Here is a 14,761-nt window from a genome sequence, read left to right as displayed (position 1 = left end):
TAAGAATGCGTTTTCTGGAATTCTATTTTATTTGCGTTTTTGCTCAAAAAGCCAATCGAGCAAGCCCGGCGTCTGTTCTGCTTTCCACCAAATATCGTGCTCCAGGTCCGGATACTCCGTGTAGCGAGGGGTACTTCCGTTTTTTTTGAGGGCCGCAATCATATCCCGCGATCCGCCCACGGGTACGTTTCGATCCTTGGCCCCGTGAAACGCCCATACGGACACGTCGGCCGCGTGGTGAGCCAAGGCAGGATCGCCACTGCCGCAAACCGGAACGGCCGCGGCAAATAAACCCGGATGGTTCGTGATGAAGTGCCACGAACCGTACCCACCCCTGGACACGCCCGTCACGTAGCGCCGCTTTTCGTCGATGCTGAAATCCTGGCTGAGCGCCCGGATGGCTTCAATGGCCAGCGCATCGACGGAGGGGGTATTCCGAACACCGCCCCAACCCGTAAAGGGCGGACACCGGGGAACAAACAGAAAAGCGGGGTACTTTTTTCGGTTTTCTTCCCGCATCAACCACTGTGCCGGGGGGCAGGCGTCTACTTGCCGGATGTTGTCTTCGCGGCAGGAATAGGGGAGGCACACCACCAGCGGGTACTTCTTTTTAGGGTCGTAATCGAGCGGTTTCAGGAGGCGGTACATCATCGTTTCGCCCTGGGGACTCCGGTAGGTTCGGGCCTCAAAGGGCTGCGCGAGCTGCCGGGCCCGGCCGGAAATATGGGTATGCTCGTAGGCTTGAAGAGCCACCTGCATACCCAGGTACAAGGTAAAGCCCAGCGCCAGGAAGGTCGAGAAACCCAATAAGACTTCCAGCCATTCGGAGCGGCGGGGACCGGCCGTTACCTGGAGCGGCTGCCTGTCTTCTCTTCTAAAATGGAAAACCCAGAGTAGCAGTCCTAGGCTGCCCGTCCAGGATGTGTAGCGGTGAAGGTTTTCCAGGTACCCTTTGAGCTGCACGTCGGTGGTATTGACCAATACGACGAGCGTCGACAGCAGAATAAGCCCCAGCAGGCTCCATAGGATGCCCGACCATCGGAGCAGAGGATGCTTGCCCGGCTTGGAAAAAACGAGGCTCAGGGCATAAAGGGTGTCGGCGCTGAGCGCAAAGAAAACGGCAGGCAGAAAGTAGGGTTCCCATTCGCGGTACATGAGTAGGAGCCGGTAGCTAACGAGAAACTGGGCTAGAAAGGCCAAAGCTGCGATGATGCCTGCGGCGAACGAAAGCCAGTAGCGGTGGTAGTGAAGGTACTTTAAAACGACCAGCCAGCCGCCCAGCGTGACCAGGTGGCCCACCAAAAACCAGCTCGAAAAGGAATGAAGCACAAAGACGTCTGTCCGGAGCAAAACAAAGAGAAGGCCGTTGCTCAGACTGAATAACACGGCGAGCGCCAGAAAAAAAATGGCGTATGTATAAAAGTTTTTGGGCATCGCGAACGGAGGAATGAGGATATGAACAGGTACCTACTCACAAAATGGGCCTGGCTCTACTCTAAGGCACCCATTTGCTTCAGGATCGTCTTGGTGATTTCCTTGCGGCAGCGGGTAAAAGCCGGGTTGGGCGTGCTGCGGTCTTTGATGAGGCGGGTCGCGAAGAAATAAACGTTGTCTGCGCGCTCAAGGTACCCCACCCACCAGCCGGTATCTTTGCCGCCGTCGCGGGTCCAGCCGGTTTTAGCCCGGAGGGTATAGGTGGCGGTTTGCTCTTCGATCATGAGCTCTTTTAGTACTTTAAAGGTAGTTTTGGAAAATGGAAGCGTTTCTTCGTACACAGCCCGCAGGATCTCGATCTGGTTCACGGGCGAAATGGCAAAAGAGCCGAAGTTCCAGAAGTCGGGGTCGTCGATGGACACGTCGGCGTTGCCGTAGTGGGCGCGGGTGAGGTAGTCGCGGTAGCGCTCTTTGCCGATTCTCTTGGCAAACTCCACGTACACCCAGCCCGCCGATACCTGGAAGGCCTCCTTCATGCTCATGTCGTGGTAGATGTCGGGCCGGTAGCCGTACTTGGTGGTGTCGGTATGGCCGGGCCATTTCACAAGCTCATGTTCGTTGGCGACAGTACCCGTTTCGAGGGCAATCAGGGTATGGATAATTTTGAACGTAGAGGCAGGAAGCGTAGGTACCTGGCTATCGTGGATGTCGCTGGCGATCCATTTTTTGGCTTTGTAGTCGTAAAGAGTAATGCTCCCCTGGATATTACAATCTTCGAAGGGTTGGCTGAGGGGTACTTGCGCCAGGAGCGAGCTACCAGAGAGAAGGAGCAACAGGAGAAAAGCTACTTTCACGGCTAATTTATATTTTAGGTTTTGTTTTAAATGGTTTTGGCGCGTTGGAAACGCGCTTTTCGGGTAAGTTCGCGTTACAAACGCGAACTAGCGGGTATTGCCAACGCGAACCAGCCAACCAACCCATTTCAGGCCATGACGGCCAGCATGTCAAAAATAGGCTGGCCCAGCGCCTGGTTGCCCGTTAGGGTTACGTATTTTTCGGCGTCGGCTCGTCTGATCCCTTTGGTGAAAATCCGCCAGGCCACGGTACCTTCGATACTCACCCGACACGCGGGTGGAAGGGTACTTTCAAGTACCAGGGTCCATCGTTGACCATCATGATACAAAAACCAATCGCCGCCGCCTTGGCCTTGCACGTGGAAGTGAATCAACGCACCTTCCTGACCGGGTACCTCGCGGTAATGGTGCGGTAAGGCCCGCATCGAGGTGTCCAGGTAAGGGAAGTAGTACTCACGGGCGTAAAGTACCCCTTCCTGCCCCACGGCCAGCCGGATTTGCTGCTGATGATGCCACTTTTCGGTGTATTCACGCGCCAGGTGAAACCAATTTTCGGATTCCTGCTCGCCCGCCCAGGCTACCGAGAAAGTCGCCGGGTCGAATGGATTCAGGGTTTTGAGGTAGTCGTAGTAAGGTTTGCCGGTACTTTCCAGGAGCTCGGTGAGGACGGGCGGACTAAGGCGCTTCAGAGCAAGTACCCACTCGGCGTTGAGGCGGTTGAGGTAGCTGACCAGGTCCTGGTACGAGTGAATGGGGTCGGGAGCTTGGCCGTAGTAGTTGTCCCGCAGCATCGACAACGCACGCAGGTTGCCGTCGAGCAAGTGAGCGGCTATGTCCTTGACGGTCCAGCGGGAAGCCACGGTTGGTTTTTCCCAATCCGAGGCCGAGAGGGAGCGGAGGAGCTCAATCAATTTTTGATCCAGCCGGGGGAAAAGAGGGAGGGTTTGGATAGGAATGGGTAGTTTCATGCGGGGAGGGTTAGGTACTTAGGAGTTTGTAAAGTACTTTTTGGCGCGTTGGAAACGCGCTTTTCGGGGAGTTCGCGTTGCAAACGCGAACTATCGGGGACGAACGCGAACGATCAGGAGTTAAAACAACCGGCTCCAGGCAAAACGAATCAGCAGCAGCGCCCCCACAAACCCGACCAGCAGGTACACAAACGGCACGTAGGTAAAGGCATAAAAATGGACTTTATCGACAAACCACATCACGCCCATGAGCGCCGCGATGAGCGTCAGGAAGCCCGACAACTTGCCAAAGCCCGGAATCAGCCGAAAGGGAATTTTGCGCTTGATGAGCAGGAGCGTAAGTACCATCGAAACCACCGGCACGAGCTGCAAAAGCAGGTTGGCCTCCCACACGCTTTGCCGCTCGAAGAGGAACAGGTACAGGTTGAGCGTGACGGCGAAGATCCCCGGAATGCAAACGGCGTACACCAGCACGGCGTATACGTACCCCCACTTGACAACCTCGCGGCTGCCGTGGGCTGCTTCGCCGAGGGCCCAAGCCAGCAACGGAAACAATATAAATAACAGCAGGATGGGCCAGGGCGAAGTAGAGGTGTATTGGAAAAGCTCGCGGAGCGTCATGGACAGAATTGTTTTTATAAAGGGCCAATTTAGCAAAAAACGGGATTGACGCGGGTACTTGCGCGCCAATCCCGCTTGGGTAGGTACTTTCAAGTACCTTGTTTACAGACTCAGCAGGAAGCCGATGGTAAAGTTGGCGTCCCAGTCGAAGACAAACTGCTCGCAGCCGGTGGCCTCGGCGATGGCCTTGTAGATGTTCACGCCGGCTTTGGACTTGGCGTTTTCGAGCTGGTAGGCGTCGGGGGCTTTCAGCACGGTGTAGCGCTCCTTACCCTGACGCACTTCTTTCGCCATCTCGAAAGGTACCCCGCCGATGATGAAACACGTTTTGCGTTGTGAAGCCGGAATCTGTTTGGCCTTGGCGGCTACTTCGTTATAAACCGTTTTGTCGTCCGGTCCGGCCTGGAAGTACTTGGCACCGTAGGTTTCTACGGACTTAATCTTACTACCGTCCAGCCAGGAAATTTTCGTATTGCCGGAGCCGATGTCGGTCACAAAAGCGCGGCTGGTGTACTCTTCGGGAAGTACCGAGCGCAGGCCCAGCTGCCCTTCCTGCTCGGGCGTTACCTGGTTCACCACGTAGCCCAGCGACTTGAGCGCCCGGCTGATCTTCTGGGTTACGTCGGCTTTGGCGGCTCCGGAGCTTACCACAAAGTGGATCTCTTTGCCACTTACGCCGAAGTCGAGCATACTACCGATGTACCTTTTCAGGCCCATGCGTACGTCGTCGTCAGTAGCCATGTTTTCCAATACCAGGCTGTTCCCAAACTCCGCCTTCTCGAGCTTCCAGCGTTTCTGGTTGTCGATGCGCACAATGAAGGAGTTGAAGCCGCTGGCTCCCAGCTCCACCACGCCCTTGAGGGTACCGTTGACGGGTGCGGGGGCCGTATAGTTGAAGCTACCACTCCGGGTATCGGTAGCCTGGTTGTCCGGCGCGGAGGTACTTTCCGATCCGTCCGCTTCCGATCTTTCCGCCACGGAGGTTTCGGCGGTAGTAGAGCTATTTTGGGCGGTGGTGGCTATTTTTTCGAGGGCTTGTTCGCCGCCCAGGTACTTATAGCCCGCAAATAAGGCGCCGAGGATCAGGACCGTAATGAGCAGCCGTCCGGCTACGGTTAATCGTTTCATGGGTACTTTAGTTTACAGGTTAACTACGTTCAAACATTTCAGGACAAGGGTGTGGCCCTAGGGTACTTATTCCAGCAGTCCGCGGTAGCTCGAATCCTTGGGCGGATTGAGGGGGCGGGCAGCAGGCTGGGCCGCGGGGGCATCGAGCTGGATGAGCTTGAACTCGCCCTTGTTGTAAGCTTCGAGCAGGGCCTGGCCTTTGTCCGACAGAATGCCGTTCTGTACGTCTACGGCGTTGATGAAGTCCATGGAAAGGTCCATGGCGCGTTTCATTTCGCCCAGTTTCCGGCTCATGTCGTCCTGGATGTACTCCATCGACTCGTCGAAGTAAAACTTCTTGTCGGGATTGCCCTTAAAGATACTGATGGCCGTGCGCAGGGCGTTTGAGCTCTCCTTCACGATCTGGTACTCCGCCTCCTTGAGCTTCACCTTGATCTCGGTCTCCTTGATGATGTAGTCGGCGCTTTTGTTCACCTTTTCCATGAATTCAAGTACCGTGCGGATGTTACGCTGCAGGGGCAGCAGCTTTTCGTTCATTTCCTGCAGGCCCGCGCCTTCGATGGTTGCCAACGAGGCCGTTTCGCGCATACCGGGGCGGTCAGCGAGCTGGCTGGCCTTGTTGGCTTCGGCAAACTTCTGCTTGATCATCTCGTTGTTTTCGGTGATCTTCTTGTTGAGCTTCACGAGCTGCCCGGCCAGTTGGTTGATCTGTCCCTGCATTTTCTCGCGCTTCTCTTTCAGATCACTGATGTAGATCTTCATGATGGCGATGGGATCCAGCTTGATGATGATGCCCGTGATTTTGCGCATCAGCGTTTTGAATAAAAAGAACGCAGCAGTACGTACGTCGCGGCTGGTCAGCAAAAAGATCACCACCGCCAGCACCGCGAGCAGCCCGCCCAGGTACAGGGTATTTTTGGTTACCTCAATGAGAAAAAGCGCGATGACGTTCCAGTAGTAGAGGCCCACTGCGCCCAGGGCACCTATAAAAAGCAACGAAGTAATGCCTTCGGGTTTGGTCCAATAAGAACTCTTGCCGTCGTCCTGGGAGCCGCCTAGTTGGGAGAAGTCCTGTGTTGCCATGGTTGGGTAGGTACGTTTAGTTTAGGTACTTTTTGATTTTATCGTTGTCCGAATGGATCTGCTGCACGAAGCTTTGATGCGCCAGCTCGTAACCGTCGCGGTTTTCGTGAATCCGGGCGCTCTGGGCTTCCACCTCACCGGAAATCTGCCCGATCCGCTCGTTATTGGCGTTGATTTTGGCCTGCAAAGCGGTGATCTGCTCGGCAAAGGCTTTGTTATCCTGCTGCAATTTTTTGAGCTCGTCGTTCAAACTACCCACCCGCTCAGCCAGGGCCCGTTCCACGTCTTTCAGGAAGGCGGCGCGGTCTTTGTCCAGCACGGTCAGGTACTGGCCGGCGGTGGTGGTAAGTACCGCCAGGTCCGTCAGCCCACCCATCGCCTTGAAGCTCGCCCAGGCGGCCTGGAACTGCTTTTCCTCGCTCAGCCCCAGCCCTTGCATGCTTTGGAGCGCCTGCTTGAACTCAAAGTAGTCCGGGCCGGGGAGGTTGGCTTTCGCCAGGAGCTCCACAAAGTGATCCACAAACTTGCGGTCGATGTCGCGGGTACCGGCGGTGTCGCGCACGGTAGCAGGCGCGGGCGCAGCTACCGGCGAGGGCGGGGGAGTAGCCACCGGCTGCTCGGAGGCTTCCTTCACAAAAAAGCCCCAGATCTTACCCCCAATGCTTTTTTCAGATTCGGCCATAGGTCCTATACGTCGGTTAGGGTTGGTTGAGGTAGTCGGTTGGCGGGGTTATTCACTTCATTCTCCCAGCCAGGTACCTTTTTAAGGGCCGTTGCGGTGACTGGGGAAATTCACTTGCCGTGGACTACAGGTCAATATTAGCGAACCGACGGGGATTTTCCATTCGGGAGTTTACAAACGGTTCTGGGCGGGGATGGTACCGCCGAAAAGACGGATGAATTTTTGCCAAAAAGCGGCGCAACTCCGCTGCCGAAGTCGCGCCGCTAGGCTACAAGTCCGCTTTGGGGGCGGATCGTTAAGAATAAGCTACGGTCGGTACTTCCTGGTAGGCCCACTGCCGATGTGCCGGTACAAAGCCCAGGAAAGATACCCAAAGTACCTCGGACCAGGTACCTGATTTTGATCAGTACCCGGCCCGTGCTATGCTATTTTACGAGCAATGAGGTACCTTTGCTTTACGCCTGATCAATTTGGAAGGTACTTCTTCTCCCGAAGGTACCTTCGAATTCCTGTCATTGTATACTAAACGCTTTACCCATGCTTAAACTAGGATTTGTAAGCGCCATCCTGGCCGATTTTAGCTTTGAACACGTCATCAGTTTTGCGTCCAACCACGGTTTCGACTGCGTGGAGGTGATGTGCTGGCCCAGCGACAACGCCGACAACCGGCGCTACGCGGGCGTGACCCACCTCGACGTCTCCGGGCTTACCGACAAGCGCGTAGCTGACCTAAAGCATACCCTGCGCGAAGCCCGGATATTCATTTCGGCTCTGGGCTACTACCCCAACCCGCTGGACCCGGACGCTACCAAAGCGGCGTTTTATGTGGAGCACATCAAGGAGGTGATCCGGGGCGCGGCCCGGCTGAGGGTACCTGTAGTCAATACCTTCGTGGGCCGGGATCCTTCCCGCAGCATAGCCGACAATCTGAAGGTTTTTGCCGACGTGTGGCCCGGTATCGTCAAAGTAGCCGAGGAGCACCACGTGAAGATCGGGATCGAAAACTGCCCCATGTTTTTTACCGACGACGAATGGCCCGGTGGCAAAAACCTGGCCATCAGTCCCGCCGTATGGGACCGTATGTTTGAGATCATCCCTAGCCCACTCTTTGGGCTTAACTACGACCCCTCGCACCTGATCTGGCAAATGATGGACGAGGTGAAGCCCATTTATCAGTACCGAAACCGCCTGCACCACATTCATTTGAAAGACGCGAAGCTCTACCGCGACAAGCTTGACCGCGTCGGGATCATGGCCAATCCATTGGAGTACCACTCGCCCAAACTACCCGGACTGGGCGACGTCAACTGGCGGGCTTTCTTCGCCGCCCTGACCGACGTGCGCTACCGCGGGCCGGTGGTGATTGAGGTGGAAGACAAAGCCTACGAGGGTGACGTCAACGACGTAAAAAGTGCCATTCTGACCAGCCGTAACTACCTGCGGCAATTTCTGGCCTACGATTAAATAAGAAAGTCCGGCGGGGAAATTTCCCCGCCGGACTTTCTTATTACTAGCTACTTACTATCTTTAGTCAATGGTAGCTTCCTGAACCGTAGTGGTCGTTGTATCCTTTACCACCCGGCTTTGGGCTACCTGGCTGTCGTTACCAGAAACGCTTCCCGTACGGGTAGGCGTCTTGTAATGACGAGGTGAACTGAGCGGGTTCGTTTGAACGCCTTTCTCAACTCCAGCGCTAGGTACTACCAGCGTAGAAGGACGGCTTGCGTACTTCGGTGCGTGTTTTACGCGGCTTCTTTCCCGGGCGGCCGTTACTTTTTCTACGGTACCTATGTTGGAAACTTCGATACTATACGTTTCACCCTCCATTTGCTTGGCTTTTTTCGCTTTGTTTGGGTGCTTATAGTTATTTACTGATACGCCGGGATCTACCTTTACGGAAGTCTGAGCGTTCGCATTAGCAGTTACAAAAAGAAATAAGGCTGCAATAGCTATGAGATATGTTGAGCGTTTCATGATATTTATAGAATTATTGTAGTAATTAATAGACTGTAATAAAGCCCATGCTCTATTAACTGTAAATATAAAACAACTGTTCCAAATCCGTATTTTTCCTTAAAAGAGACGATATGTTCTGTTTGTGGGGATAAAATGTCATAAATGCAGAATATTTGACTGATTTGTTGATTTTTTTACCTAAAATCTGACAAAAAGTAACTTTTTATGAACGCCATGCTTTAAAAATGAATCTACTTAGCCCAAAAAAATAAATTTGACCTCATGATAAAAAAAATAGCGTATAGTTATTTTATACTATGTCAATTGACTATCTGGGGGCTTTTCTCTGGCTGTACCACCACTTCCAAGGCCAACCGGTTTCAGTTCAAGGGAGAAAAAATAAAAGGAGTTTCGCTGGTAGCTCCGCGCGAACCGCTGGCCGATAGTACCTACCTTCCCGTCAAGAACGTAAAGGCTGAGTGGGTGTCCATCATGCCGTACGGATTCATTGAGCCCGGTAAGCCTCATTTTCACTACGGAAAAAATAAGGAATGGAAGTGGTGGGGCGAAACGCCTCAAGGGGCCGCTGAGAGCATACGAATGGCGCACGCCCACGGCCTGAAGGTGATGTTGAAGCCGCATATCTGGATCGGGCGGGGTACTTTTACCGGTCACTTTGAGCTCACTACGGAAGCCGACTGGGTTATATTTGAAAAAGAGTACGCCGAGTACCTGCTGGACTTTGCCCGCGTGGCCGACTCCACCGAGGTGGAAATCTACTGCATCGCCACCGAGATGCAACGCTTTGTGGCCCGGCGGCCGGCCTTTTGGCAGCGCATCATTCCGGAGATCAGAGCCATCTACCACGGAAAGCTCACCTACGCCGAAAACTGGGACGCCTACCAGGAGGTACCTTTCTGGCACGAGCTGGACTTCATTGGCGTGGACGCCTACTTTCCGCTATCGGAGCAACGATCGCCCTCAGGGCAGGCTTTGAAAAAAGGCTGGCAAAAGCCCCTTAGGGCGTTGGAGGCCTACGCCGCACACCAGCAAAAGCCCATATTGTTTACGGAGTTTGGGTACCTCAGTACCGACTACGCCGCACGCCGACCCTGGGAAACGGACCGCTCCCAGCCAGCAAACGAAGACTTACAGGCGCAGGCTTACCGGGTATTTTTTGACGAAGTATGGCGGCAAGATTGGATGGCCGGGGGATTTGTATGGAAATGGTTTCCTGAGCTCGCCCGCGGTCAAAAGGCCCGCGATCCGTACTCGCCCCAGCACAAACCGGCCGAGCAGGTACTTCGCGAACACTTCGGGAAGTAGGTGAGGTACCTTGGCAGGTACCTACTTTAGCAAATCATGGACGGTAGTACGGATGCCGCCGCAGATTTTATCGGTAGGCAGGTCGTTGGCATCGGTCCCGAACGGATCTTCGATTTCCTCGGCAATTACTTCCAAACTAGCCAAAATGTAGAACACAAATACCACGAAGGGAATTACCAGGTAGTGTAGGCTGAACACGTACCCAATGGGCAGCGTGATGCAGTAGAGAAATACGAATTTTTTCAAAAAGGAGCTGTACGAAAAAGGAATGGGCGTATTCTTGATGCGCTCGCAGGCCCCGCTGATGTTGGTAAAAGCCGCCAGTTCGTAGTTGATGAGCAGCATGTGCTCGGGCAAAAGTACCCCTTGCTTCTGTAGCTCGATCGCCCTGGCAAACAGGGTTGACGCCACCTGGTTAGGTACGTGCTCCTGCACCACCACGTCTTCCAGCCCAAAGGCCGGGGCGTTCTGAAATTCCTGGGGGCTGAAAGTACCCCGGAGGTGGTTTTTGAGCGCAAAGGCAAAGTTGGGAATCATAATCCGAAAGAAGGCCCGTGCTTCGATTTGCTCCGGTCCCAGCAGCCCGTTGATTTTAAGCGCCAGGTTACGGCTGCAGTTGACCAAACTACCCCATTGCTTGCGGCCTTCCCACCAGCGGTCGTAGGCGGTATTGGTACGAAACACCAGCAGCATCGAGATCACAAAACCCAGGAGCGAGTGCATCAGGGACACGTTTTTCAGGTCGGTGTCCTGGCCAATCTTCCAGACGTCAATGATCAGGAAAGCCAGAATGGTGGAGTAGGCGGCGATCGTGAGCAGGAGCGGCCCGAGCTTCCGGACGGTATCCGCTTTGTGAAAAAAGAAAATGAACCGAAACCACTCCTTCGGATTGTATTCTATCATGGTACTTTGACGTAGTCGATCAGTTTAAAAAACTCCTTAAAACAGCGGGCCGTCAGTTGCGCGTCTTCCAGCGCGTTATGGGTTTCGTCCTCCCGCTCAAAGCCAAAGAAACCCGATACCGCCCCCAGGCTCAGCGAACGCGGCACGGAGCGGCCGTTCTTCTCCAGTATTTTAAAAAAGAGGTAGGAAACCGTATGTAGATCAAGCATTTTGTTGGAGAAAGGCCACTTCATTTTTTCGTGGCGGTACGCAAACCGCAGGAAGTTAATGTCGTAGATGACGCTCTGCCCGCAGATGATCACGTCCGACAGGCGGGTACTTGATCCGCCTTTACTCCGTATCCACTTCTCAAACTCCGGAATGACTTCGTAGATCATCGGGGCGTCTTCGAGGTCAGCCAGCGAAAGGCCGTGTACTTCTTCGGATTTGACCGAGAAGGCTTCTTCGTTTTCGGGGTAGACATTCTGTAAGTACGTACCCAGCGAAACCCACTGATCGTTAAAGAGTTCGGCACCGATCTGGATGATTTCGTTCCAGCCAGGCTCGGGGCCGGTCATTTCTATATCAAGTACCAGAAACGGCATCGTATGAATTTCTTTGTTTAGTATTGCGTTAAATTTCCGACAAAGTAAGACATCCCAACGCATTCTTCATTAACCAACGAGTAGAAAAAAATGGCCCTTGATTACGCCCAGGTACCTTCTCCCTGCTTTGTGCTGGACGAACAACTACTTCGGAACAACCTCCGCCTGATTGATCAGGTACAACAGGACGCTGGCTGTCAGATCATTCTGGCGCTGAAAGGGTTTTCCATGTACAGTGCTTTCCCGATCGTGAAGGAGTATCTGAAGGGCGCTACGGCCAGCTCGCTGAATGAAATCAAGCTGGTCAATGATTTTCTGGGCTACCGCGCGCATACCTACATTCCGGCTTACCTGGACCGCGAGTTCGACGAGGTACTTGAGCGCAGCAGCCACGTGACCTTTAACTCCCTGAGCCAGTGGGAACGCTTCCAAGCCCGCGTGGCCGACTTCAATGCCAAGCACCCCGAGCGGCGCGTATCGTGCGGGATTCGGGTCAATCCGCAGTACTCCGAAGTTGCCACCGACATGTACAACCCCTGCGTACCCGGCTCGCGCCTGGGCGTGACGCGCAACCAGTTGCCCGACCAACTACCCGCAGGCCTGGAAGGGATTCACTTTCATACGCTTTGCGAAAACGACTCGCACACGCTGCAACGTACCCTGGAGGCGCTGGAGGCCCGGTTTGGGGATTTGCTACACCAGGCCAAGTGGCTCAACATGGGCGGCGGCCACCTCATGACCCGCGAAGGCTACGATACCGGCCTGCTGGTGGAGCTCGTACGGGCCATCCGCGAAAAGTACCAGCTGGACGTGATCCTGGAGCCGGGCTCGGCCATTGCCTGGCGCACGGGTGTGCTCGTAAGTACCGTCCTGGACGTGCTTGATAGCCAGGGTATCCAGGTGGCGATCCTGGATACGTCTTTTGCGGCCCACATGCCCGACACCCTCGAAATGCCCTACAAACCTTATATTCAGGGTGCGTACCACGAACCCCTGGCGGGTAAGCCCACCTACCGCCTGGGCGGCATGACCTGCCTGGCCGGTGACTTCATGGGCGACTACTCCTTCGACGCACCGCTGCAAGTGGGCGACCGCCTCGTGTTTGAAGACATGATTCACTACACTATGGTGAAAACCACTACCTTCAACGGCGTGAACCTGCCTTCCATTGGCATAGCCCAGGCCGACGGTACCTTCCGGCTGGTACGCAGCTACGGCTACGAAAGTTTTAAGGATCGCCTGTCGTAGGAGGTACTTTATTTTTTGAGCCTTCGGCCTGGTGAGTCCAGGTACCCGAAGGGAAAAATTCTTCTTAAAAAAAGCGCCCTGAGGCCGGTAAGAGGTACTTTGGGCTGGCTGCTACCTGATCTGGAGGGCTAACCGGCTGGCTACGGTAGCCTTAGGTACCTTACATTTGACAGGGCGAAAAACTTTTAGTACCCAAACCCGTAAACTCTCCTGGATTTGCTGTACTTTTGTATCCCGTAATCATAGTAAAATAGCAACGTCTTATGGCTTCTACAGGGCAAAAGACCGCTAAGTACATTTTCGTTACGGGCGGCGTCACTTCATCACTAGGCAAGGGGATTATTGCCTCCTCATTAGCCAAATTACTCCAATCCAGAGGCCTTTCGGTCACGATCCAGAAATTCGACCCGTACATCAACGTCGATCCGGGTACGCTGAATCCCTACGAGCACGGCGAATGCTACGTAACGGATGATGGCGCGGAAACGGATCTGGATCTGGGTCACTACGAACGTTTCCTGAACGTGCGCACCTCTCAGGCCAACAACGTCACCACCGGCCGTATCTACTACGACGTGATCATGCGCGAACGCCGGGGGGATTTTTTGGGAAAAACGGTACAAGTCATCCCGCACATCACCGACGAAATCAAGAAACGCATGTTGCTCCTGGGCGAAACCGGGGAATACGACATCGTCATTACGGAGATCGGCGGCTGCGTGGGCGACATCGAATCGCTGCCCTTCATCGAGGCGGTGCGCCAAATTAAGTTTGAATTGGGCGAGAACGACACCCTGATCATTCACCTGACCCTCATTCCGTACCTGGCCTCGGCCGGTGAGCTCAAGACCAAGCCCACGCAGCACTCCGTTCGGATGCTTCAGGAGGCCGGTGTGCAGCCGGATATTCTGGTATGCCGCACGGAGCACCCACTACCCCCCGACATTCGGCGGAAAGTTGCCCTTTTTTGCAACGTACAGGTGAACTCCGTGATCGAGGCCATGGACGCCGAAACCATCTACGACGTGCCGGTGCTGATGCGCAAAGAACGCCTGGACCAACGGGCCTTGTACATGCTGGATATTTACAACGACCAGGATGTGGAGCTGGATGCCTGGCAAGCCTTTGTGTCCAAGCTCAAAAACCCTACCGAGTCGGTCCGGATTGGGCTGGTAGGTAAGTACGTGGAGCTGCACGATGCCTACAAGTCCATCGTGGAGTCGTTTATTCACGCCGGTGCCGAAAACGAGTGCAAGGTCAATATTGAGTGGATTCACTCGGAATCGCTTACGCCGGAAAACGCCGTCGATAAGTTGGCCGAGCTGGACGGGGTACTGGTAGCGCCGGGTTTTGGCGAGCGGGGCATCGAGGGCAAGATTGCGGCCATCCGCTACGTCCGCGAAAACGGCATTCCGTTCTTTGGGATCTGTCTGGGCATGCAAATGGCCGTGATTGAGTACGCCCGCAACGTATTGGGCCTGGAAGGGGCGCACTCCTACGAAATGGACCAGTCAACCCCCCATCCGGTGATTCACCTCATGCAGGACCAAAAGGACGTAACCAACAAAGGAGGTACCATGCGGCTGGGAGCCTACGCCTGCAAGGTGAAGAAGGATACCCTGGCGCACAAAATCTACGGCCGGACCAACATCAGCGAGCGTCACCGCCACCGCTACGAGTTTAACAACCAGTACCTCAAGACCTTTGAAGAAGGTGGGATGCTGGCCACGGGGATCAATCCGCAGAACAACCTGGTGGAAATGGTGGAAATTCCCGCCCACCCGTACTTCATCGGGGTCCAATTTCACCCCGAGCTGAAAAGTACGGTCATGAACCCGCATCCGTTATTCGTGCAGTTTGTAAAGTCGGTACTGAAATATTCCCTACAAAAAAGAGCCGTGATGCACTGAAGGGAAGGAATCATCGGTCCTAAAAAATGCCAATCCCGAAAATCTTCACTACCTTTGCCGTCCC

Annotated in this window: 14 protein-coding genes; 4 read left to right on the top strand and 10 right to left on the bottom strand. The window is 54.4% G+C overall.

What is annotated here, in order from left to right; all coding sequences use genetic code 11:
- Positions 1 to 27: 27 nt before the first annotated feature.
- The 7 genes from HNQ92_RS08810 to HNQ92_RS08780 all read right to left on the bottom strand — a co-directional run bounded on the left by HNQ92_RS08810 (position 28) and on the right by HNQ92_RS08780 (position 6,770).
- The gene (locus HNQ92_RS08810) at positions 28 to 1,434 is read right to left on the bottom strand and encodes a carboxylesterase family protein (protein ID WP_184173240.1); all 1,407 of its coding nucleotides are present in this window, start codon (positions 1,432 to 1,434) and stop codon (positions 28 to 30) included.
- A gap of 56 nt (positions 1,435 to 1,490) precedes the next feature.
- Positions 1,491 to 2,288, bottom strand: coding sequence for a class D beta-lactamase (locus HNQ92_RS08805; protein WP_184173238.1), 798 nt, complete (start codon positions 2,286 to 2,288; stop codon positions 1,491 to 1,493).
- A gap of 128 nt (positions 2,289 to 2,416) precedes the next feature.
- Positions 2,417 to 3,256, bottom strand: coding sequence for a maleylpyruvate isomerase N-terminal domain-containing protein (locus HNQ92_RS08800; RefSeq protein WP_184173236.1), 840 nt, complete (start codon positions 3,254 to 3,256; stop codon positions 2,417 to 2,419).
- A 120-nt stretch (positions 3,257 to 3,376) separates the two neighbouring features.
- Positions 3,377 to 3,877, bottom strand: a complete 501-nt coding sequence (locus HNQ92_RS08795) for a hypothetical protein (RefSeq protein WP_184173234.1) — start codon at positions 3,875 to 3,877, stop codon at positions 3,377 to 3,379.
- Between the two features lie 102 nt (positions 3,878 to 3,979).
- Entirely contained in the window at positions 3,980 to 5,005 is a 1,026-nt protein-coding gene (locus tag HNQ92_RS08790) for a hypothetical protein (protein ID WP_184173232.1), read from the bottom strand.
- Positions 5,006 to 5,071: 66 nt separating this feature from the next.
- Positions 5,072 to 6,088, bottom strand: coding sequence for a coiled-coil domain-containing protein (locus HNQ92_RS08785; RefSeq protein ID WP_184173230.1), 1,017 nt, complete (start codon positions 6,086 to 6,088; stop codon positions 5,072 to 5,074).
- 16 nt (positions 6,089 to 6,104) lie between these two features.
- On the bottom strand, positions 6,105 to 6,770 hold the full coding sequence (locus HNQ92_RS08780; protein ID WP_184173228.1) for a hypothetical protein: 666 nt from the start codon (positions 6,768 to 6,770) through the stop codon (positions 6,105 to 6,107).
- Positions 6,771 to 7,307: 537 nt separating this feature from the next.
- Between HNQ92_RS08780 and HNQ92_RS08775 the strand changes: the two genes are divergently transcribed.
- The gene (locus HNQ92_RS08775) at positions 7,308 to 8,234 is read left to right on the top strand and encodes a sugar phosphate isomerase/epimerase family protein (RefSeq protein ID WP_184173226.1); all 927 of its coding nucleotides are present in this window, start codon (positions 7,308 to 7,310) and stop codon (positions 8,232 to 8,234) included.
- Positions 8,235 to 8,297: 63 nt separating this feature from the next.
- Here the strand turns inward: HNQ92_RS08775 and HNQ92_RS08770 are convergent, their stop codons facing one another.
- Complete coding sequence (locus HNQ92_RS08770; RefSeq protein ID WP_246439811.1) at positions 8,298 to 8,597, bottom strand: hypothetical protein; 300 nt, start codon at positions 8,595 to 8,597, stop codon at positions 8,298 to 8,300.
- 411 nt (positions 8,598 to 9,008) lie between these two features.
- Here HNQ92_RS08770 and HNQ92_RS08765 point away from each other — a divergent pair, with 411 nt between their 5' ends.
- Positions 9,009 to 10,052, top strand: a complete 1,044-nt coding sequence (locus tag HNQ92_RS08765; RefSeq protein ID WP_246439808.1) for a glycoside hydrolase family 113 — start codon at positions 9,009 to 9,011, stop codon at positions 10,050 to 10,052.
- Between the two features lie 21 nt (positions 10,053 to 10,073).
- Here HNQ92_RS08765 and HNQ92_RS08760 read toward each other — a convergent pair whose 3' ends face one another.
- Together HNQ92_RS08760 and HNQ92_RS08755 are read right to left on the bottom strand one after the other, a co-directional pair.
- Positions 10,074 to 10,955 carry a bestrophin family protein gene (locus HNQ92_RS08760; RefSeq protein WP_184173222.1) on the bottom strand — a complete coding sequence of 294 codons (882 nt, stop codon included), beginning with the start codon at positions 10,953 to 10,955 and terminating at the stop codon, positions 10,074 to 10,076.
- The gene (locus tag HNQ92_RS08755) at positions 10,952 to 11,539 is read right to left on the bottom strand and encodes a 3'-5' exonuclease (protein WP_184173219.1); all 588 of its coding nucleotides are present in this window, start codon (positions 11,537 to 11,539) and stop codon (positions 10,952 to 10,954) included. Before HNQ92_RS08755 ends, HNQ92_RS08760 begins: the two co-directional genes overlap by 4 nt.
- A 90-nt stretch (positions 11,540 to 11,629) precedes the next feature.
- On the opposite strand from HNQ92_RS08755, the gene nspC reads away from it, so the two are divergent.
- Complete coding sequence (gene nspC / locus HNQ92_RS08750; RefSeq protein WP_184173217.1) at positions 11,630 to 12,787, top strand: carboxynorspermidine decarboxylase; 1,158 nt, start codon at positions 11,630 to 11,632, stop codon at positions 12,785 to 12,787.
- 263 nt (positions 12,788 to 13,050) lie between these two features.
- Positions 13,051 to 14,697, top strand: a complete 1,647-nt coding sequence (gene pyrG, locus HNQ92_RS08745) for a CTP synthase (RefSeq protein WP_184173215.1) — start codon at positions 13,051 to 13,053, stop codon at positions 14,695 to 14,697.
- Positions 14,698 to 14,761: the final 64 nt, after the last annotated feature.

It is taken from the genome of Rhabdobacter roseus (assembly GCF_014202275.1).
In the GTDB taxonomy this organism is placed as follows: Bacteria; Bacteroidota; Bacteroidia; order Cytophagales; family Spirosomataceae; genus Rhabdobacter; species Rhabdobacter roseus.
This window is presented reverse-complemented; position numbering and strand designations above follow the sequence as displayed.

Bases quoted from the DNA above. Each gene is read 5' to 3' on its own strand.
- HNQ92_RS08810 (WP_184173240.1), bottom strand. From the start codon at position 1,434: ATGCCCAAAAACTTTTATACATACGCCATTTTTTTTCTGGCGCTCGCC.
- HNQ92_RS08800 (WP_184173236.1), bottom strand. From the start codon at position 3,256: ATGAAACTACCCATTCCTATCCAAACCCTCCCTCTTTTCCCCCGGCTG.
- HNQ92_RS08795 (WP_184173234.1), bottom strand. From the start codon at position 3,877: ATGACGCTCCGCGAGCTTTTCCAATACACCTCTACTTCGCCCTGGCCC.
- HNQ92_RS08790 (WP_184173232.1), bottom strand. From the start codon at position 5,005: ATGAAACGATTAACCGTAGCCGGACGGCTGCTCATTACGGTCCTGATC.
- HNQ92_RS08785 (WP_184173230.1), bottom strand. From the start codon at position 6,088: ATGGCAACACAGGACTTCTCCCAACTAGGCGGCTCCCAGGACGACGGC.
- HNQ92_RS08780 (WP_184173228.1), bottom strand. From the start codon at position 6,770: ATGGCCGAATCTGAAAAAAGCATTGGGGGTAAGATCTGGGGCTTTTTT.
- HNQ92_RS08775 (WP_184173226.1), top strand. From the start codon at position 7,308: ATGCTTAAACTAGGATTTGTAAGCGCCATCCTGGCCGATTTTAGCTTT.
- HNQ92_RS08770 (WP_246439811.1), bottom strand. From the start codon at position 8,597: ATGGAGGGTGAAACGTATAGTATCGAAGTTTCCAACATAGGTACCGTA.
- HNQ92_RS08765 (WP_246439808.1), top strand. From the start codon at position 9,009: ATGATAAAAAAAATAGCGTATAGTTATTTTATACTATGTCAATTGACT.
- HNQ92_RS08760 (WP_184173222.1), bottom strand. From the start codon at position 10,955: ATGATAGAATACAATCCGAAGGAGTGGTTTCGGTTCATTTTCTTTTTT.
- HNQ92_RS08755 (WP_184173219.1), bottom strand. From the start codon at position 11,539: ATGCCGTTTCTGGTACTTGATATAGAAATGACCGGCCCCGAGCCTGGC.
- nspC (WP_184173217.1), top strand. From the start codon at position 11,630: ATGGCCCTTGATTACGCCCAGGTACCTTCTCCCTGCTTTGTGCTGGAC.
- pyrG (WP_184173215.1), top strand. From the start codon at position 13,051: ATGGCTTCTACAGGGCAAAAGACCGCTAAGTACATTTTCGTTACGGGC.